Source organism: Burkholderia vietnamiensis LMG 10929, from assembly GCF_000959445.1.
Lineage (GTDB): Bacteria > Pseudomonadota > Gammaproteobacteria > Burkholderiales > Burkholderiaceae > Burkholderia > Burkholderia vietnamiensis.
Map to the genome: position 1 here is coordinate 1,775,091 of NZ_CP009630.1, position 19,885 is coordinate 1,794,975.

The 19,885-nt window shown below is 65.1% G+C and carries 18 protein-coding genes and 1 pseudogene; 8 read left to right on the forward strand and 11 right to left on the reverse strand.

Features of this window, described 5'->3' with window-relative positions; genetic code table 11:
• Positions 1-808 precede the first annotated feature (808 nt).
• The 3 genes from AK36_RS07880 (at position 809) to AK36_RS07890 (ending at position 3,911) form a co-directional block, all read left to right on the forward strand.
• A complete protein-coding gene (locus AK36_RS07880) occupies positions 809-1,192 on the forward strand; it encodes a hypothetical protein (RefSeq protein ID WP_224056520.1) in 384 nt (127 codons plus the stop codon).
• A 12-nt stretch (positions 1,193-1,204) separates the two neighbouring features.
• Positions 1,205-2,848, forward strand: coding sequence for a DUF2334 domain-containing protein (locus AK36_RS07885; protein ID WP_014724553.1), 1,644 nt, complete (start codon positions 1,205-1,207; stop codon positions 2,846-2,848).
• A 103-nt stretch (positions 2,849-2,951) separates the two neighbouring features.
• Positions 2,952-3,911 carry an alpha-amylase family protein gene (locus AK36_RS07890; protein WP_014724552.1) on the forward strand — a complete coding sequence of 320 codons (960 nt, stop codon included), beginning with the start codon at positions 2,952-2,954 and terminating at the stop codon, positions 3,909-3,911.
• 279 nt (positions 3,912-4,190) lie between these two features.
• Here AK36_RS07890 and AK36_RS07895 read toward each other — a convergent pair whose 3' ends face one another.
• The 7 genes and pseudogenes from AK36_RS07895 to AK36_RS33915 form a co-directional block, all read right to left on the reverse strand.
• The gene (locus AK36_RS07895) at positions 4,191-5,465 is read right to left on the reverse strand and encodes an IS256-like element ISBcen18 family transposase (RefSeq protein ID WP_414137097.1); all 1,275 of its coding nucleotides are present in this window, start codon (positions 5,463-5,465) and stop codon (positions 4,191-4,193) included.
• Between the two features lie 148 nt (positions 5,466-5,613).
• The gene (locus tag AK36_RS07900) at positions 5,614-6,441 is read right to left on the reverse strand and encodes a class I SAM-dependent methyltransferase (protein ID WP_045578215.1); all 828 of its coding nucleotides are present in this window, start codon (positions 6,439-6,441) and stop codon (positions 5,614-5,616) included.
• Between the two features lie 362 nt (positions 6,442-6,803).
• Positions 6,804-7,037, reverse strand: a pseudogene (locus tag AK36_RS30825) (transglutaminase family protein); the annotation flags it as partial.
• 51 nt (positions 7,038-7,088) lie between these two features.
• Entirely contained in the window at positions 7,089-7,328 is a 240-nt protein-coding gene (locus tag AK36_RS07905) for a hypothetical protein (protein ID WP_045578460.1), read from the reverse strand.
• 318 nt (positions 7,329-7,646) lie between these two features.
• Positions 7,647-7,985, reverse strand: coding sequence for a DMT family transporter (locus AK36_RS07910; protein ID WP_034194934.1), 339 nt, complete (start codon positions 7,983-7,985; stop codon positions 7,647-7,649).
• 271 nt (positions 7,986-8,256) lie between these two features.
• Positions 8,257-8,742: a DUF3761 domain-containing protein gene (locus tag AK36_RS07915; RefSeq protein ID WP_045578216.1), complete on the reverse strand. Its 486-nt coding sequence runs from the start codon at positions 8,740-8,742 to the stop codon at positions 8,257-8,259.
• Between the two features lie 61 nt (positions 8,743-8,803).
• Positions 8,804-8,941, reverse strand: a complete 138-nt coding sequence (locus AK36_RS33915; RefSeq protein WP_014724546.1) for an HHHH-motif protein — start codon at positions 8,939-8,941, stop codon at positions 8,804-8,806.
• A gap of 555 nt (positions 8,942-9,496) precedes the next feature.
• On the opposite strand from AK36_RS33915, the gene hutC reads away from it, so the two are divergent.
• Both hutC and AK36_RS07925 read left to right on the forward strand, forming a co-directional pair.
• Complete coding sequence (gene hutC, locus AK36_RS07920; RefSeq protein ID WP_045578461.1) at positions 9,497-10,192, forward strand: histidine utilization repressor; 696 nt, start codon at positions 9,497-9,499, stop codon at positions 10,190-10,192.
• Positions 10,193-10,402: 210 nt separating this feature from the next.
• On the forward strand, positions 10,403-10,756 hold the full coding sequence (locus AK36_RS07925; RefSeq protein ID WP_045578462.1) for a hypothetical protein: 354 nt from the start codon (positions 10,403-10,405) through the stop codon (positions 10,754-10,756).
• Positions 10,757-10,802: 46 nt separating this feature from the next.
• Here the strand turns inward: AK36_RS07925 and AK36_RS07930 are convergent, their stop codons facing one another.
• From AK36_RS07930 to AK36_RS07945, 4 genes are all read right to left on the reverse strand, one after another.
• On the reverse strand, positions 10,803-11,606 hold the full coding sequence (locus AK36_RS07930; RefSeq protein ID WP_045578217.1) for an alpha/beta fold hydrolase: 804 nt from the start codon (positions 11,604-11,606) through the stop codon (positions 10,803-10,805).
• Between the two features lie 81 nt (positions 11,607-11,687).
• Positions 11,688-12,605 carry a LysR family transcriptional regulator gene (locus AK36_RS07935; RefSeq protein ID WP_011881453.1) on the reverse strand — a complete coding sequence of 306 codons (918 nt, stop codon included), beginning with the start codon at positions 12,603-12,605 and terminating at the stop codon, positions 11,688-11,690.
• 215 nt (positions 12,606-12,820) lie between these two features.
• Positions 12,821-13,066, reverse strand: coding sequence for a DUF3717 domain-containing protein (locus tag AK36_RS07940; RefSeq protein ID WP_011881452.1), 246 nt, complete (start codon positions 13,064-13,066; stop codon positions 12,821-12,823).
• Positions 13,067-13,360: 294 nt separating this feature from the next.
• Positions 13,361-14,896, reverse strand: coding sequence for an amino acid permease (locus AK36_RS07945; RefSeq protein WP_045578218.1), 1,536 nt, complete (start codon positions 14,894-14,896; stop codon positions 13,361-13,363).
• A 518-nt stretch (positions 14,897-15,414) separates the two neighbouring features.
• Between AK36_RS07945 and AK36_RS07950 the strand changes: the two genes are divergently transcribed.
• The 3 genes from AK36_RS07950 to argG all read left to right on the forward strand — a co-directional run bounded on the left by AK36_RS07950 (position 15,415) and on the right by argG (position 19,826).
• Positions 15,415-16,947: a GGDEF domain-containing protein gene (locus AK36_RS07950; protein ID WP_045578219.1), complete on the forward strand. Its 1,533-nt coding sequence runs from the start codon at positions 15,415-15,417 to the stop codon at positions 16,945-16,947.
• A gap of 141 nt (positions 16,948-17,088) precedes the next feature.
• Positions 17,089-18,159: an FUSC family protein gene (locus AK36_RS07955; RefSeq protein WP_045578220.1), complete on the forward strand. Its 1,071-nt coding sequence runs from the start codon at positions 17,089-17,091 to the stop codon at positions 18,157-18,159.
• A 329-nt stretch (positions 18,160-18,488) separates the two neighbouring features.
• Complete coding sequence (gene argG, locus AK36_RS07960) at positions 18,489-19,826, forward strand: argininosuccinate synthase (RefSeq protein WP_045578221.1); 1,338 nt, start codon at positions 18,489-18,491, stop codon at positions 19,824-19,826.
• Positions 19,827-19,885: the final 59 nt, after the last annotated feature.

The following is a 19,885-nucleotide window of genomic DNA, read 5'->3' on the forward strand; positions in this document are numbered from 1 at the left end:
CGCGATTGTCGCTTGTCAGTGCTGTTTGCGCCCGCCGACGCAAGGCCGATAAGCAGCCCCACCTCGCCCCCGGTACAACTGCCCTTCCGTTCCTGCCCGCTGCGCGTGTGGCTCTGAAGCGGCGCCCGCGCGGCCGAATCGCACGCTCACGCATCAGGCGCCATCGACGCGCTCGCGCAAATTTTCCGACGCTGATTCCAACGAGACGCCGCACACTGCTGCGGTCATGCCCACGCGAAACCGCCGGCGTCGGTCGCGTCGCACGGCCCCCCGTACACCGCCGTCCGCACGCACGATTCGTCAAGCAAGTCGTGCGCCATCGGCACGCAATCCTTGTCGCTCGCGGGGTGCCGGCATGCGCGGCAGGCGGCCGGCACCGCGAAGGCAGGCCAAATGTTTCAGCACTGAAACGTGCGGTCGCGCCGCGCGTGAAAGCTGCCCGACAGGTCGGCCGCGCAGCGACGCCGGCCACGACCGCGCGCGGCTCGGACGAACGGCGCGCACGTCGCGCTCGGCGGCATGATGGGCCGCCATTCGAACCGCCCGCCAGCCGGCCCGCGCGCGGCGGTGCGCAGCGCGCCGCGCGTGCGTCGCGCGACGTTCGCCGCGGCACTCGCGGTCGGGCCCCGCGTTGTGCCCGCGTTACGCGCGTGCAACGTTTATCGCTGCAATTCCGGCTTGCCGCGCGGCACTGATGCCGGCGTCCCGGCACGGCGCGCGTTTGCGGTGGATGGTATGGATCTGGCTTGAAACACAGCCGACCGGTTTCATTTGCTTATCCGGTATCAGGCGCACAACAAATCACGACATGAAGTCCAGCTACGGATCGGGGGGGCTGGTCGTGCTCGTTTCCCGAACGAGGCGATCGCAATTTGCCTATCAAAGGATGAACACCATGCCTTCGCATCGAAACCACTCTTTCCGAACCGGGGTGAGCGCCGTCGGGCTGCTCGTTGCATTGACGTCCGCGCTCGTCGTGACGGGCCCGCTCCAGGCCGCGAACGCGCAGCAAGCCAGCAGCTCGTCCAGCGGCAAGGTGAAGCCACCGCCGTTGCCGAACGGCTCCGCGCACGTGCGCGTGAAGGCCGGCATGTCCGACGAGGATTGGGAAAAGGCCTACAAGGAGACCGGCCGCCCGCCGTTCAGCCCCAAATCCGTCAAGAAGGCTGGCGGCAACGTGGAACGCGAATAGGGAGAAACGGCCATGAAGAAGATCCTGATCGTCATCGCGCTGCTGGCCGGCTTCGTGCAAATCGCGACGCCCGGCACGGCCCACGCGCAGACCACCACTGCCCGCACGCTCGTGCTCTACGACAACCCGGCCAACGACCCGTATTCGAAGCTCGGACTGATGTACAGCATCATGTTGCGCAATCTGCTCGGCCACTTCAATACGACCGTGGACCTGGTTCCGATCCAGAACTACACGTCGGGCATGGTCGGCAATCACGACGTGACGTTCTACATCGGCGATTACTACAACAACCCGATTCCGACCGCGTTCATGAGCGACGTGATGACCGCCACGAAGACGGTCGTCTGGTTCAAGTACAACCTGTGGCAGCTCGCATGGAACACGGCGTACACGTTCAACCAGACCTTCGGGTTCAGTTTTCAGGGGCTGGCCGGGCTGAACGCGACGCCTTCGTCGAGCAATCCGAACCCCGGCTTCTACGACACGATCACCTACAAGAACCTGCCGATGGTGAAGTACTACGCGTACAACGCGTCGACCGGCGCCGTCAGCGCGGACCCGGACGTCGGCCTGACACAGGTGGTCGATGCGACCAAGGCGCAGGTGCTCGTCACGATGAAGAACAGCCAGAGCGGCGCAACCGCGCCGTACGTGATGCGCTCGGGCCGCCTCTGGTACTTCGCCGACGTTCCGTTCTCCTACATCGGGCCGACGGATCGCTACCTCGTGATCTGCGACATGCTGCACGACATCCTGCAGACCAACGCACCGGTGAATCATCGTGCGCTCGTGCGTCTCGAGGACCTCGACGCCTATACGACGACGAGTTCGATGAAGCAGCTCACCGACTACCTGTACTCGAAGAGGATCAAGTTCACGATGGCGACCATTCCGCTGTATACCGACCCGAACGGTTATTACAACGGCGGCGTGCCACAGACCATCCATCTCGCGCAGGCAACGGGGCTCAAGAATGCGCTGAACTACGCAATCCCGCGCGGCGGCTCGATCGTGATGCATGGTTACACGCACCAGTACGACTCGACGCCGAATCTGCTGACTGCCGTCAGCGGCAGCGACTACGAGTTTTGGTACGCGGTGCAGAACCGGCCGGTCGATGAGGACTCGGTGCAATGGGCGGAGGACAGAATGACGAACGGGCTGCTCGAGTTCACGGCCAACGGCTACAAGATCGTCGGCTGGGCTGCGCCGCAGTATCAGGTGTCGCCCAAGGCGGCGGCGGCGACGGCCGCGACGTTCCCGACCACGTTCCAGCGGGCCGTCTACTACACGGCGACCAATCCACAGCTCGGCACCGGCGCACCCAACCAGGACTTTTCGGCCGGGCAGTTCTTCCCGTACATCATCAACTCCGATTACTACGGACAGCGGATCATTCCGGAGAACCTGGGCAGCATCCAGTACAACATTTGCAGTATCGACCAGTTCTCGTGCATCACGTACACGTGGCAGCAGCTCGTGACCAATGCACAGTACGGGCTGGCCGTGCGCGACGGCTTCGCGTCGTTCTTCTTCCATCCGTACTGGCTCGAACCCGACCTCCGGCTGCCTGCATTGCAGGATTTCCAGAGTCTCGTGACCGGCATCACGAACCTCGGTTATACCTGGGTGGACGGCACGACGGCCAAGTAACGCGGCTGGCCGCAAGCGCGCGATCCGCAATGACGATGCGGATCGCGCGTGTGCTTCGGATGGGCTACGATGATGCGCGGGAGGGCTTATCTGGAGGCAAGCGATGACCATCTATGCCATCCGCGCGTTGCGCAGGTTTCGGCAGCGTATCGGCCGGCTCCGGCAGGCCGCAGGGCCGCGCCGGCGCGTGCACGTGGCGCATGCGACGCCGTTCGCGGCCGTTGCCGCGTCGCTGGCAATGACCGCTTGCAGCTGGACGGCGCACGACGTGCACGCCGACGGCATCGTCTGGCAGCTCGACAACGCGACGATCAATCCGGCCGGCAACTGGCAGCAGCTCGGCGTGCATGAGCTGTTGATCCAGTGGAGTGCCGTCGACGATACCGCGTATCTCGCCGGCACCGGCATGCGCACGGCCTCGCATCTTCCCGACTGGCAACGCATCGGCCGCGAGCCGTGGGCCCGCAACGTGATCCTCGGCCTGGCTGGCTACCAGGACGAACGGCGTGCGCGCACGCAGCTGTCGGCACTTGCCGATCAGTCGGTCGCGGTCGCACGCGCGCCGGTTCCGCTGCATGTCACCGGCTATTACTTCCCCGTCGAAATCGATCCGACCTGGCAGGACGCGCCGAAGCTCGCGGCGATCCTGAACCGGTTGCCGCGACCGCTGTGGGTGAGCGTGTACGACCAGAGCAACATCGGCGGGAAGGCGCTGGCCGACTGGCTCGTCACGTGGCTGCCCGCGGATGTCGGTGTGTTGTTTCAGGACGGTTGCGGCGTGTATGCGCGCGAACCGTATGTCGCGCGTACGTACGTCGATGACTTGGCCGCGCGGCTGGGCAAGCGACGCGTGCGGCTGATCGCGGAGGCGTTCCGACCCGCGGAGCGTGGTGGGTTTCGCGCGGCCACTGCGGATGAGCTGGCCGCGCAATTGGCCGTTTATCGCGGGTATTCAGTGTATTTGTTCGATGGCCCGCATTATGTGTCGGATGCGCTTACGCGGGAGCTCGTGGGCCGCAAGGGTCGGCCGCGAGCGGTCGCGGCGGGCGGGGTTGGGCAGTGAGGGGGTGACTAGCGTGCCGGTGAGTCGGTGTCGTGTATCGCGTATCCCGTATCGCGCATCGCGCATTGCGCATTGCGGCGCGTCGCGAAACGGCGAAAAGTAACCTTCGTGGAGTTCCGTGGATGTGGGCTTTCGACACGGTGCGGCCTGTCAGATTTGCCTCTAACGGCCATTCAGCGTCAGGCGTGGCGCCGATAGCATTCGCGTCTGGTCGGATGCAGCCGGCTAGCCCTGCGGAACCTGTCCGCATTTTTGTGGGCGAGGCGGTTGAACAGCACGTTATCCACGCGCCTGCATAAATCGCTCTCCGAACAGGATAGCAAACTGATTCATTGCTGATTTCCAGTCGAACGCGGACCGCACGGTCTTGGCCAGTACGTTGCGCAACGCCAGCCAGAGCAGCTTGATGGCCGCCTCGTCATTCGGGAAGTGACCGCGGGTCTTGATGATCTTGCGCAGCTGCATGTTCAAACTTTCTATCGCGTTCGTGGTGTACACGCCCCGTCGAATCTCCGGCGGAAACACGTAGAACGGCACGACGTGCTCCCACGCGCGTTGCCACGACTGCACGATCGTCGGGTACTTCACACCCCAAGGCCCGTCGGCGAAGTCTTGCAGCGCCTGCCGTGCCGCCTCTTCGCTGGCAGCCGCGTAGATCGGGCGCAGCGCGGCGGCGAGCACCTTACGGTCCTTGTAGCTGGCGTATTCGAGGCTGTTGCGGATCAGATGCACGATGCAGGTCTGAACGGTGGTCCGCGGATAGGCCGCGCCGATGGCTTCGGTGAGCCCCTTTAGGCCATCGACCACGGCGATCAGGATGTCCTGGCAGCCGCGCGTCTTCAGTTCGTTGAACACCTTGAGCCAGAACTTGGCACCCTCGGTCTGCTCGATCCAGAGGCCCAGCACGTCGCGCTGGCCATCGGCCTGAATGCCCAAGGCCAGATAGACGGCCTTGTTGCTGACCACGCCGTCGTCGCGGATCTTGACGCGCAGCGCATCGAAGAACACCACTGGATACATCGTTTCGAGCGGGCGGCTTTGCCAGCTCAGCGCCTCGGCCATCACCTCGTCGGTGACCGAACTGATGAAGTCGGGAGACACCTCGGTGCCGTAGCTCTCAGCCAGAAAGGCCTGAATCTCGCGCACGCTCATGCCGCGGGCGTACATCGCGATGATGCGTTCGTCGAATCCAGTGAAACGGCGTTCGTGCTTGGGAATCAGGATTGGCTCGAAGCTGCCGTCACGATCGCGGGGGACTTCGACCCGAACTGGGCCCCGATCGGTGATGACCGTCTTGCCGCTGGCGCCGTTGCGCTCGTTGGCTTGCCCGGGCGGCTTGGACTGGCCCGACGGGTAGCCCATATGCAGATTCATCTCGGCGCCCATTGCGCGTTCGATGACTGCTTTGTTGAACGCCAGCATCAAATCCTGGACCTCGGTCGGCGTCATCGGCCCCTTGACCAGTTGGTCCAGCAGTTCCTTGGGCAGTTCAGGCAGCGGCCCGCGGGCCGCTGCCTGACGCGCTACAGTTTGCCTTTTCTTCTTCATTGGCATATCCATGACTTTTACACCTCATGATATGCCTCGCCCACGAAATCGCGGATAGGTCCGCCCTGCGACGTGCGACCGTCGCAGATCAGCCCAGGTTGAGAGCATCTACAGGCGACCTCAGTGCTACCTGAGCCGTCCCTCGAACTCGCCGCTAGGCAGCAGTGGCCTGAACCAGACGCAGGCCCCATCCAGTTTGCAACGTACCGTCGTCGCTTTGCATGGGCGCGAACGCCGACAACAGTTCACTTTTGAACTGCGCGCGCGCCGCTTCCGACATCCGGTCGGCATCGTAGGTGTCCAGCATGTCCAACCACAGCTGCTCGGGTGTAGGCGTCCAGTCGATGTCGATGTCTTCAAAAGCCACATCAACAAAATCGCGTTTTAGCAGTTCTTGCCAACCGGCTTCACTGCGCGTGCGCGCGTCGCCGAGTCGCAACTCGGTGAGCCGAGCCTTCGCGATTGGCTTGAAGATGTCCAAAAAGACTTCGCCGATCTTGCCGGTCAAAAAGCTCCGCCCCACGATAGCGGAAAAACTGCCGCCGTCACGTAATACCCGGCGAATCTCTCGGACCACTTGTTCGATATCGTCCATCAACATGAGAGCCATGTGCGACAGCACGTAGTCTACTGAACCGCTATCGAGCGACATTTCTTGTGCGCGCTCGTTGAGCAATCGTATTTCGTGCGGCAATATTCCCCGAGCCACGCTCAACTCGCCATCGCTCATGTCTATGCCAATCAGCTTCGTGGCTGCATGCCCCCTGTCGTTCAGAATTTGCAGCAATGGCCCATCGCCACATGCCAGGTCGAGGACAGTCCGCGACATCGCTTCATTCGGCACACGATTCGCCAGTGCGTGATAGGAGGAAGGGTATGCCGCCTGCGCAGATCGGGCAGGTCGATTACCATAGGCTCGACGCGTTGCTCCTGCCCGGCGGCGATGAAAATCTCTCAAATATATTTCTGCGTGCGAGGTCATTCTTGCGCCATCCGATTGTTCGCGAGTTGGGGCAGTTGTGACGCTGGAGGCTGAACCCCCAGCGGATTGTCGACGAACCACACCGCGATGTCGAACGTATCAAAATGGCCGAATGCGGTCGGCAGACGCGTTGCAACGTGCGATGGTCTCGGATTGACCCACAACGGGCATTCAACCTTCTCCAAAGCGGCCGCTGGGGGGGACCTCAATGCTTTGACCAGTCTTAGGACGTTGCGCCACGAACGCTCAGCTCTGCGCAATTCACCGTTCGATTCGAACGGCGACGTTGCCACGCGACGCATCCTATCCGTACATTTCCGCGCCGGCTCAGCGTCGGCAGGATCGTGGCTCGGTCCTGCCTGGTCGCAGTGCACCTTGAAGTGCGTTAGCACGGCGGCCCCGAATGCATTGCTGATCGCGACATCCGCGGCATCGCGCCCGTATGCCGTCAAAACACGTCCATTACGCGGCGCGTTGTGTCGCGGATCGAAGGTCGGCCAGCTACCGCCCACATAGGCTTCGAACCACCCCGCGAGATCCATCGGCGCCGCAACGGGCGGCAAGCCCACATCGCTGATATAGCCAGTGTAATAGCGCCGTCCCCTATGCGATCACTGAGAGTATTGCATCGGGAAATAAACATGGAATCAGTCGACGGGACCGAGTAACACGTCGATAGCAGCTTGGCCGGCGATTTCGGCTACCAGATAGGCCCATCGCTCAGTAAAAGGGCCGTTGCGCAACGAGATGCGGCCTCCCCGCGCGCCGAGCACTTCGAGATCTGTGGCGCCTTTAATCTGAAAGGTCACGTCAAAGGTGTCCTCATCAGCAGCTGGAGTCAATTCGACCTGAATCTCGAAGCCGCGGTACGCGATCGTTCGTTGCATGAAAGCCTCCCTTTCGTCTTCGGAGACTAGCATGAGTCAGCATCGGACGGCCTACGCAACTATTGGGTTAGGTAGTCATGCATGCGCCACCACGTGAAATTCAAAATTCTACGTACCGGAGCGTTCAGGACCGCAACTACCAATTTGGTGAATGCGCCCCGATTGTCAGCGATCTAGGCGCTGTGTCGATCGACCGTTCTTGGCCGTACTGCGCCCCACACTCGAGCGCGGCAACCGGCCCGGACACTGGCGTTCATGCACGCGCATAACCCGTCCCTGCGCAGTCATCCAACGTTCTCCGAAGCGTCCGTGGGCGGGCTATGCGCCGTTGCTGCTGAAGTTCAGCAAAACGATGCCGGATATCGCAGCGATCAATCCAATCGCCTTAACGACGTTCATCGACTCTCCAAACCAGACGAAACCTATCACTACCGTCAGCACGGCGCTGCTTCCAGCCCAGGCTGCGTATGCCAAACTCATTTCGATTCTCTTCGTCGCGACGGCCATCAGAATGACAGCTGCCACGTAGAACGTCACGGTCAGTACTGACGGAAGCAGGCGAGTAAAGCCAACGGAGAGATTGAGGGCTGCAGTGCCGAGTGATTCAGCGGCGACGCTCGCAGCAAGAATGAGCCATGCGGCTTGGGTGGGGGACATGAACGTACCTCGCCAGCCCAACGTTTATACCGAACGTTAGAGCAAGCGTAAGAGGTAGCGGTACCCCGAGACTGAAAATATCGTCCCAAAACGAGGAACGGTTGTCAACGATGCTCAACGTGTCATCGTCGGACGCTTCATGGCTCCGGACTCAACCCGAGGCTGCCCCCGACGATCCGCAACGAAACAAAAAAGCCCCGCCACAACGGCGGGGCACGACGCCCAACGGCGCGTCGACGGACTCGGCGCGGAACCTACCCGCGCCATCGCCTTACGAGCAGGCTTTGCCGTGCGACGGGTGGAAGCCCTTCGCCTTCGCATCGGCTTCCGACATGTAGCTGCCGTGCTTGGTCTTGCCGTAATACTTGTCGGTCGAGCAGTGATAGACCTTCGTGCTGTCGTTGGCCCATACCTTGCCCGCGCCGCCGCCCGGCGCGGCTGCGGCGGCTGCGGCCGACGCGCTTTTCACCGGCGCGGCGCCGGATGCAGCACCGCCCGACGCAGCCGTCGCGGGCACTGCAGCCGATGCGCCGGCCGATGCGTTGCCCGCAGCAGCAGCCGACGCGCCATACCAGGCCTTCACGCCTTTGTGTCCTGCGCACGCGCCCTTCTTCGACGCGCCCGCATAGAACGAGCCGTCCTTGCACAGGCCGGTCGTGCCAGCCGGCGCGCTGGCCGGCGCCTGCACCTGTGCGAACGCAGCGGCCGACAGGCCGAAGCCGGCAGCAAGCGCGGCGATCAACATCGTCTTTTTCATCGTCCTCTCCTGATTGCCTGTATCGCGACATCGTCCCGGCCGTAGCCGGGCAAAGCCATGCTCAGCGCACCCAGCGGCACACGCGATGGTGGTGATGATCGAAATGGCACACGCGGTGCGAATGCGCTTCGGCGAGGGCCGGCACGAGCACGGCACATGCGAGTGCGCCGGCCGTCAAAATCTTCACGATGCGGTTCATGGAACGCTCCCGGATAGGTCAGCCGCCGATTCGGCTGATACCGGCTTAACGCCCGCCGACCCTACGCGGTGTACCGGTCAGGACTGAATTGACGATGTTTGACACCCACACGTAACGACAACACGAAGCGAACGATCGACGCGACATAGGCTTCCGATGCTTTCGATGGCGCACTCGTCCGCCATTCGACTGTCGCCACCCTGCGGCGACGAAGCGGAGCGTCGACCCATCCTTTGCGTGCGCACCGACCGCGATGCAGGCAAGGGCAATACCGAGCGCGCGTTTCTTCATGGCGTTCCTGTCAGAGGCGTAACCCTGCATTTGTCTATACTTTTGCAGCCGCAACGCGCGCCGATGCGGTGGTTGCCGCCGGTGCAGCCGGTCGCGAGCACATCGCGTGGACGCCGGACTTACCCGAAGCACCGGCCCGCAAGCGGGCCGGCGCGGCATCGAACCCGGTACACTCCGCCCGGGCACCGGATGAACCCGGGACGAACCGCGGATGACCGCCGGCACGCGACGGCACGCGGCCGCCGTCTCTCGAACAGCAATGCCATGACCACACCGATCTATCAGGAAATCAAGGACTTCATCCTCGCGCGCATTCATTCGGGCGAGTGGGCGGAAGGCGACCAGGTGCCGTCGGAGAACGAGCTTGCGCGCGAATTCAACGTCGCGCGCATGACGGTCAACCGCGCGCTGCGCGAGCTGACGGCCGAGCAGGTGCTCACGCGCACGCGCGGCTCCGGCACCTACGTCGCATCGCCGAAATACGAGTCGACGCTGGTCGCGATCCGCAGCATCTCGGACGAAGTCGCCGCGCGCGGCCATGCGTACCACGCGCAGGTGCTCGAAGTCGGCGCCGCCGTCGCCGATGCAGCGCTCGCCGATGAATTGCAGCTCGACATCGGCAGCCCGATTTTCCATTCGCGCGTGCTGCACTTCGAGAACGACACGCCCGTGCAGCTGGAAGAACGCTGGGTCAATCCGGCCTGCGCGCCCGAATACGCGTTGCAGGACTTCACGGCGACGACGCCGAACCAGTACCTGACGCGCGTCGCGCCGCTGCAGCGGGTCGAATACCGGATCGAGGCCGCGCTGCCCGATGCGCAGACACGCCGCCATCTGACGATGGACGAACGCGAACCGTGCCTGCTGCTGCATCGGCGCACGTGGTCGCAGGGGATGGTCGCGTCGGTCGCGAATCTGTGGCATCCCGGCAGCCGCTATCGGTTCACCGGGCATTTCTGAGCACGCACGCGACCTCGCCGCGCGCTGCCCCGTTTGCGCACTGCACAACAGGTTTGTTACGACGAACGCCGTCAGCGCATGCCAAATTTCCCGTGCAGCAGTATGCTGACGTCGTACGGCCGCGCACGCAGCATCGGGACATCCGTTTGGCCCGCACCTCGCCGCGCCGCCGTCGCGACCGCAATCATGCATTGCAAGGAGGGCTTCGTGATGGCTACCACGCATCAGCACTTCCACCTCAAGCTGCGGCACGCCACAGCGCCGACTTACTTCATCAGCTATCTGTTTCCCGCGCTGCTGTTCGCCTACGAGCTGTTGCGCGTCGGGCAGTGGATCCGCGATCACGGGATGCAATTCGGCGCGTTCAAGCAGATGGGTTACGAGTATCTGCTGATGCTGTTGTTCGTCGGGCTGCAGATCGTCGTCGAGGCGATCTTCCTGCTCGGCGCCGCGATGCGCCGCGACCATCGCGATTTCGAGCATCGGGTGCCGAACGTGGTGCTCGGGATCGGCTGCTCGATCGCGCTGCTCGCGATCGATCTCGCGATCCAGCTGGCGTTCTGAGCGTCGGCGGACGCGGCCCGCCGCGTGCGTCTCAACGAACGCGCGCTTACGCGTGCGCGTCGTGCAGCAACGTCGCGACGGCCGCGAGCACGTCGGCGGGACGCTCGCGGTGCGGGACGTGCCCGCATCCGTCGAGCAACAGCCACGACGACGGCCCCGCGACACGCGCGGCGATCCGCTTCGGATGCGCATCCGAGCCGTACTCGTCCTGCGCGCCGTGAATCGCAAGCGTCGCGCAGCGCACGTGCGGCAGTTCGTCGTCGAGCGTCCAGTCGCGGAACGCGGGCGACAGCCACGTGTCGACCCAGGCACGCAGCACCCACTCGGCCTTGTCGCCGTGATACCGGGCGAGGCGGTCGAGCTGCCCCGGCACGTCGAATTGCCGGGCGGCGTCGCGAATGCCGTCCAGCGTGCGACCTTCCACGAATGCCTGCGCGGCGACCGTGATCAGCGCCCGGCAGCGCCGCGCATGCGCGGCCGCGCACGCAACCGCCATCCCGCCGCCCACGCTGTGCCCGAGCGCGACGAACGGGTCGACGCCGAACCCTTCCAGTACCGCGGCGAAGTCGTGCTCGGCCTCATCGCGCACGAACGTCGCGGCGAGTTGTCCTGGGTGACGGTCCGAACGGCCGAAGCCGAGCCGGTCGTATGCAATCACGTCGCGCGCAGCGGCACGCGCGAGCTGCGCGGGGAAGTCGCGCCAAAGCTCGACACAGCCGAGCGAATCGTGCAGCAGCACGATCGGTGCGGCGCACGCCTGCCCGGCTGGCTGCGCGCCGCGCCAGCGCTTCGCAAAGAGACGCCCGTGCGGCGTCTCGATCCAGCTTTCGTCGATCACGATGTCGGTCATGGGTGCACGTGTGGGTGGTCAGTCGTCTGCATGATGGCGGCCGCACGCGCGGCGTCGAGCAAGCCGCCGGCGGCGGCGCGCTCATTCGGGCTGCGGATGCAGATACTCGATCTGCGACTCGTCGTAGAGCCGGTAGATCAGCGCCTGTATCGCGCGGATGTCCTCCGATTCGTCGAGCATCCGCATGCTCATGATGATCGGCGACACGAGGTTCGGATCGTCGAGCGGCTTGTAGCTGATGTCGTCGCGCTTGAGCCCGTACACGCTGTGCGGCACGACGGACACGCCCTCGCCCATCGCGACGAGGCCCAGCGCGATCTGCAGTTCGCGCGTCTCGTAGATGCGCCGCGGCTGCAGCGCGCGGTCGTGGAACGCCGCGAGCACCTGGTCCGCATAGCTCGGTCGCGGCGCCTTCGGGAAGATGATCAGCGTGTCGTTCACGAGGTCGTGCAGCGACAGCACCGGCTTCGCGCCGTCGAGCGCGTGACCGACCGGCAGCGCGACGATCATCCGTTCCTCGCGCAGCACGACGCGCCGCACGCTCGGATCTTCGTGGCGAATCCGCCCGAACCCGACGTCGATGCGCCCTTCCTTCAGCGCCTTGATCTGATCCATCGTCGACATTTCGTGCAGGCTCAGCTCGACGGCCGGATACTCGCTGCGAAAACGTCGGATGATTTTCGGCAGCATCCCGTACAGCGTCGAGCCGACGAAGCCGACCGACATGCTGCGCTCGATCTTGCCGACGCGCTTGGTCATCGATTCGAGTTCGGCCGTCTGCGCGAGCAGCTGCACCGCGTGCGAATAGAAGAAGCGCCCCGCGTCGGTCAGCTTCAGCGGCCGCGCGTTGCGCTCGAACAGCGACACGCCGAGCGCCTCCTCGAGCTGCTGGATCTGCCGGCTCAGCGGCGGCTGCGCGATGTGCAGCCGCTCGGCCGCGCGCGTGAAATTCCGCTCCTCGGCCACCGCGACGAAGTAGCGCAGATGTCTCAACTCCATGTTCGATTCCTCCCGGACGCGCGACGGGCACGCGCGCGGCACCGTGCGCAGATGCCCGCGCTCGCCACGCCGTGAGCGCCCGCTCGCGATGCCGTCACGATACCTCAGCCGGCGCGGGCAATGGGCGCCGCCGCACAAAGCAAAACGGGAAGCCGCGCGGCTTCCCGTTCCATCACCGACACCGCGCCGCGACAACGCAGCAGCGCGGCGGCCCGTCATGCCTCGGTCGCGTACAGCGCGTCGCGCTGCGCGTCGCTCAGCGAATCGAGCGGCACGTCGGGCAACCGGTAGCAGATCATCGTGCCGTACAGCTCGGCGAGGCAGTTGCTGCCCGCGTCGAGCACGTAGCCGTCTTCGCCGTCCGGTGCCGGCGGATACACTTCGCGCCACGCGTTGATCGCGGCTTCGATTCGCACGATGGAAACAGGTCCGGCCTTCCGCTCGGCGGGTGATGCGCTCATGGATTCCTCTGGGTTGCGCGTTCCGCCGGCCGTGCAGGCCGCGGCGGAACGATGAAAACGGCGGGCGCGGCCGGCCGCCGCCCGACGCGCGCGCCGGATGCCGATCCGCGCGGCGCGCATCGCGCCGGCCGGGACGTGAGCCCGGTAGGGTCGGGAAATATAACCGGCTTTGACCCCGCGCAGCGGAAAGCCGACAAAAAAAACGGGAAGCACGTGCGGCTTCCCGTTTTAGTGGCGTATCGCACACGACACGGCCGCGCCGGCGTCACGGTGCGGCAGCCGGCGACGGCGAAATCAGCCGGCCGTCTCGCGGTTCTCGACGCGCGGCGCAGCGCCGCCGCGGTTCGCGGCGATCCACGGCGCGATTTCCATGTCCTCGTAGCGCACGAAGCGGCTCCGGTTCATGAGCCGGTAGCCGAGCCAGACGACGACGAACAGCGGGATGCCGACATAGGTGGCGGCCACGCCCGCCCAGTCGATGCGGTTCGCGAGAAACGCCTGATAGTCCTGCCCGAGCGCGATCACCATGCACAGCACGAACGCGAACAGCGGGCCGAACGGGAACCACTTCGACTGGTACGGCAGCTGATCGATGCTGTAGCCCTGCGTCACGTAACCCTTGCGGAACCGGTAATGGCTGATCGCGATCCCGAGCCACGCGATGAAGCCCGTCATGCCCGACGTGTTCAGCAGCCACAGGTAGACGGTCTTGTCGCCGTACAGCGACGTGAAGAAGCACAGCGCGCCGACGGCGGTCGTCGCGTACAGCGCGTTGCGCGGCACGCCGCCCGGCGACAGCTTCGCGAACAGCTTCGGCGCGCGGCCTTCGGTCGCGAGGTTGTAGAGCATGCGCGTCGACGCATACATCCCCGAGTTGCCGGCCGACAGCACGGCCGTCAGGATCACCGCGTTCATCACGCCGGCCGCGAAAGCGAGGCCCGCATGACGGAACACGAGCGTAAACGGACTCACGCCGATGTCGGTCACGTCGCTCTTCAGCAGGTTCGGGTCGGTGTACGGAATCAGCACGCCGATCACGAAGATCGCCAGCACGTAGAACAGCAGGATGCGCCAGAACACCTGGCGGACCGCACGCGGGATCGTCGTGCGCGGATGCTCCGATTCGCCGGCCGCGACGCCGATCAGCTCGGTGCCCTGGAACGAGAAGCCCGCGATCATCGCGACGCCCATCAGCGCCGGCAAGCCGCCGGCGAACGGCGCATCGCCGATCGTCAGGTTGCCCCAGCCGTTGGCCGGCGCGCCCTTCAGAACGCCGAAGATCATCAGCAGGCCGACGCCGATGAACGCGAGCACCGTGACGACCTTGATCAGCGCGAACCAGTATTCGGCCTCGCCAAAGCCGCGCACCGTCAGCGCGTTGAGCAGGAACATCACCGCAAGGAACGCGGCGCTCCACCACACGCCCGGCACGTCCGGGAACCAGTAGTGCATCACGAGCTGCGCGGCGACGAGCTCGACCGCGATCGTCACCGCCCAGTTGTACCAGTAGTTCCAGCCGAGCGCGAAGCCGAAACCTTCATCGACGTATTTCGCGCCGTAGGTCGCGAACGAGCCCGACACCGGCATGAACGCGGCCATTTCGCCGAGGCTCGTCATCAGGAAGTAGACCATCAGGCCGATCAGCATGTACGCGACCATCGCGCCGCCGGGGCCGGCCTGCGAGATCGACGCGCCGGACGCGACGAACAGGCCCGTGCCGATCGAGCCGCCGATGGCGATCATCGTCAGATGGCGCGCCTTGAGCGCGCGATGAAGCGTGGGAGGGTTCGCGGGCGAACCGGGTGGGTCGGAATTCGGGATTGCAGACATAAACGAGACGAACGTTGAGCGAGCCGGCATCCAGGGCCGGCGCATGCGGAATCGGGACGCGGTGTGCCGCCTGCGATACGGCCCCGATATGCGTTGCACGCCGCGCGGCTGCGGCGAAGCGCGGATTCTACCCGATTCGCCCGCGACGACCCGGCCGCGGAACGCGCGGCGATGCCGGCGCGGCGGCGCAGTCAACGTTTTGCACGCGGCGTGGCGGGCAATCCGCGGACGTGGTACGCCCCTATTTCGCGATGGCGAAAATACTGGCTGAAAACGACATTTTGCCGCGGACATTCACAATAATCAGACGAAATAACCGATACTGAAAATTGATTTGAATCAACGTCATTCATCCGACCAGGGTAATGATGCGTAACCGTTTTCAAATCGACAGTTGAGATGCATGTTTTGCCTCGCGCGGCGAGAATTCCGATTTCGCGAGATAATGCGATTCACTCCGAAATAATCAACGTGCGCAATCGTCGACGACGAAATGCCCGCACCCCCACCCCTCCAGGATGAAGCTACGCCCGCTGCTTGTCGCATTGCGCCGCTATACCCCGTCGGTCGTGTCCCGCATTCTGTCGCCCCGGGGCGTACTGGTCGCAGGTATCGCGCTACTGGTATTCAGCTGGGGATTGTCGGCATCGCTATTGATCGAGGCACGTCGCGACGCATACGACCACGCGGTCGAAAATGCGCGCAACCTGCTGCTTCTGATCGAGCGCGATATTTCGCGCAATATCGAATTGTATGATCTATCGCTGCAAAACGTCGTGGACGGGCTCGCCGATCCCGAATTGGCAGCATTGCCGGCCACCCAGCGTCATCGGATGCTGTTCGACCGCGCGGCAAACGGCGCGTATCTCGGCGCCATTTTCGTGATGGATACGCGCGGCAATATCGTGATCGATTCGGGCGTCTCGCCGCCGCGGCAAGGCAATTTTTCCGATCGCGATTATTTCACCGTCCATCGCGACGGGCTCGCGCAGGGGCTTTACATCAGCCGCCCGTATGCGTCGCGGCTGCGCAGCGGCGCGCTGACGATCGCACTGAGCCGCCGGATCACGTTGCCCGACGGGTCGTTCGGCGGGATCGTCGTCGGCACGCTCAGCGTCGATTATTTCCGCGCGCTGCTCGACGGTCTCGCGGTCGGCACGCACGGCAGCGCGGCGATCATCGAGGACAACGGCGCGCTCGTGTCGCGCCTGCCGTACGACGCGCGCATGGTGGGGCTGAACCTGCGCGACGCGCAGCTGTTCATCGAAGCGCGACGCAACCGCGAAGGCGCGATCGTCGGCGTCGGCGTGATCGACGACGTGCGGCGCATCTATGTGTACAAGCACCTCGCGAACCTGCCGCTGACCGTCGACGTCGCGCCCGCCGAGACCGACATCTATGCGTCGTGGCGGCACCGCACGATCTGGACGGCCGTGCTGATGGGCCTGTTCACCGCGTTCATCGCGGGCGGCTCGCTCGCGCTGTCGCGCGAGCTCAAGCGCCGGCAGATCGCCGAGTCGAAGCTGTACCGGCTCGCGCACACCGATTCGCTGACCGGCGTCGAGAATCGCGGCACCTTCGACACGGTGCTCACGAAGGAAGCCCAGCGCGCGTCGCGCAGCGGGCGCCCGCTGTCGGTGCTGTTCGTCGACGTCGATCACTTCAAGGCCTTCAACGATCATTACGGCCACCTCGCCGGCGACGACGTGCTGCGTCGCGTCGCGCAAACCGCGTCGCGCTGCCTGCGCCGCAACAGCGATCACGTCGCGCGCTACGGCGGCGAGGAATTCGTGGTCACGCTGCCCGACACCGATGCGCGCGGTGCGGCGACCGTCGCCGACGCGATCCGGCGCTCGATCGCCGCGCTCGACATCGCGCACGAGCGCAGCCCGTACGGGCACCTGACGGTGAGCATCGGCGTCGCGACCTCCGTCGGCGGCCGCGTGAGCGCAGCGACGCTGCTGCGGCTGGCCGACGAAGCGCTGTACCGCGCGAAGTCGGGCGGCCGCAATCGCGTGTCGGACGCCGCGACGAGCGCGGCCGACGCGTGACGCCGCCGCGGCCGGCCGCCGTGCCGCGCCACGTCCCCGTGGACAGGCCGGCCGCGTTCGGCTAGCGTAACGCCAGCTGCGCGAGCGGCCCGCGCCGGTCCGCGCAGGCCGGTCCGCCTTTCCGGCCCTCCTCGCTTCGTCATGACCGCCCCGCTTCCCGCCCCACTTCCGTCGCTCCTGCGCCAAGCGCTCCGTCCACTGCTCGACCCGTACCGCCGCTACCGGCATGCGAAACTCATCCACGCGGCACGCGTCGCGCTCGCGGTGCTCGTGTCGATCGCATTGTCCACGGGGCTGCAAGTGCCGCACGGCGAATGGTCGACGATCACCGTGCTGATCGTCGTCGGCGGGCTGCAGCACCACGGCAACATCCGCAAGAAGGCGGCCGAGCGCGCGCTCGGCACGTCGATCGGCGCGCTCGCCGGGCTCGGCCTGATCGTGCTCCATTCGATGCTGCATGCGCCGGTCGCGATCTACCTGCTGATGGCGCTCGCGTGCGGCGTCTGCGCCTACCACGCGATCGGCAAGGCCGGCTACATCGCGCTGCTGTCGGCGATCACGCTGGTGATCGTCGCGGGGCACGGCGACAACGAGATCGCCGACGGCCTGTGGCGCGCAGTGAACGTCCTGGCCGGCATCGCGATCGCGCTGGCGTTCTCGTTCGCGCTGCCGCTCTATGCGACCTACTCGTGGCGCTACAAGCTCGCCGACGCGCTGCGCGCGTGCGCGGCCGTCCATGCGCGGATCGCCGGCGACCGCCACGTGAGCGACGACGCGCATCTGAAGGAAATGGCCGCGCTCAGCGCGCTGCTGGTGCAGTTGCGTTCGCTGATGCCGTCGGTGTCGAAGGAACGCGATATCCCGGTCGCGCAGCTCGAGGCGATCCAGCGCGGCCTGCGGCTCTGCATCGGCTACCTCGAGATCCTGTCGAGCGCCGTACCGGCCGGCGACGACCGCGCCGTCCATGACTACCTGCTGCGCGACATGAAGCCGGTGAACCGGCGTATCCGCGACACGCTGATCGGCGCGAGCCGCGCGCTCAAGTTCGGCAGGCCGAGCCGGCTCGTGCCGCGCCGCCGCCCGGTGGACGGCGCTCACGACGCACCGCCGCCGCAGCTGTCGGGCTACGTGTCGATCAGCGCGAAGCTGGCCGGCGAAGTGGACGTGTTGCGCGAGAAACTGCTCGATACCGCCCAGGCGTGGAATATTTGAGCGTCGGCGGGCCGTACTTCGACTTCGGCACGGCACCTTTCACATTGCTTTCGACGCGCTGCGCGGGCAAGCGGCCGGCTTCGGTCGTTTTTGCCGGTCGGCCCGCGTAAACGGGGCCAGTCGCGCTCGCGCCTTCCAGTCGGCTCCGACCGTCATGCGCGGCCGCGTCACGGCGGATTCTCCGGGCGGTCGAACGGGCGCGGCGCCTGTCGCGGCGGGGCTGACGATGCATTGGCGCGAAAATCAGGTCTTGCCCCAACTTCCCGGACAGCCGATACTCGCGTATTCCGCGAAATACGATCCACCGGCTTCAATCCACGGTAATTCCTATGAGCACGATTCTCGAAAGCCTCCCGACCGGCCAGAAGGTCGGTATCGCCTTCTCCGGCGGCCTGGACACCAGCGCCGCGCTGCACTGGATGAAACTGAAGGGCGCCGTCCCGTACGCATACACGGCGAACCTCGGCCAGCCCGACGAAGACGATTACGATGCGATCCCGAAGCGCGCGATCGAATACGGCGCAGCCGGCGCCCGTCTGATCGACTGCCGCGCCCAGCTCGTCGCCGAAGGCATCGCGGCGCTGCAAAGCGGCGCGTTCCACATCACGACGGCCGGCGTCACCTACTTCAACACGACGCCGATCGGCCGCGCGGTCACGGGCACGATGCTGGTCGCCGCGATGAAGGAAGACGGCGTCAACATCTGGGGCGACGGCAGCACGTACAAGGGCAACGACATCGAGCGTTTCTACCGCTACGGCCTGCTCGTCAACCCCGATCTGAAGATCTACAAGCCGTGGCTCGACCAGACGTTCATCGACGAGCTCGGCGGCCGCGCCGAAATGTCCGAGTTCATGAACCAGGCGGGCTTCGCGTACAAGATGTCGGCCGAGAAGGCGTATTCGACCGACTCGAACCTGCTCGGCGCGACGCACGAAGCGAAGGATCTGGAAAGCCTCGAGAGCGGCATCAAGATCGTGAACCCGATCATGGGCGTCGCGTTCTGGCGCGACGACGTGAAGATCGCCGCCGAAGAAGTGACGGTGCGCTTCGAAGCCGGCCAGCCGGTTGCGCTGAACGGCGTCGAGTTCAAGGATCAGGTCGAGCTGCTGCTGGAAGCGAACCGCATCGGCGGCCGCCACGGGCTCGGCATGAGCGACCAGATCGAGAACCGGATCATCGAGGCGAAGAGCCGCGGCATCTACGAGGCTCCGGGGCTCGCGCTGCTGTACATCGCGTACGAGCGTCTCGTCACCGGCATCCACAACGAAGACACGATCGAGCAGTACCGCGAGAACGGCCGCCGTCTCGGCCGCCTGCTGTATCAAGGCCGCTGGTTCGACCCGCAGGCGATCATGCTGCGCGAAACCGCGCAACGCTGGGTCGCGCGCGCGATCACCGGCGAAGTGAAGATCGAACTGCGCCGCGGCAACGACTACTCGATCCTGAGCACGAAGTCGCCGAACCTCACGTATCAGCCGGAACGCCTGTCGATGGAGAAGGTTGCGTCGACGTTCTCGCCGCGCGACCGGATCGGCCAGTTGACGATGCGCAACCTCGACATCACCGATACGCGCGACAAGCTGCGTGTTTATGCGCAAGTTGGTCTGCTGACGCCGGGTGAATCGTCGGCGCTGCCGCAGATCAAGGGCGACAGCGGCGAGTAAGCCGGTCGTTGTTGTGGGCTGCCGGGCGGCGGGAAGCCGGCCGGCAGCTTGTGGTTTCC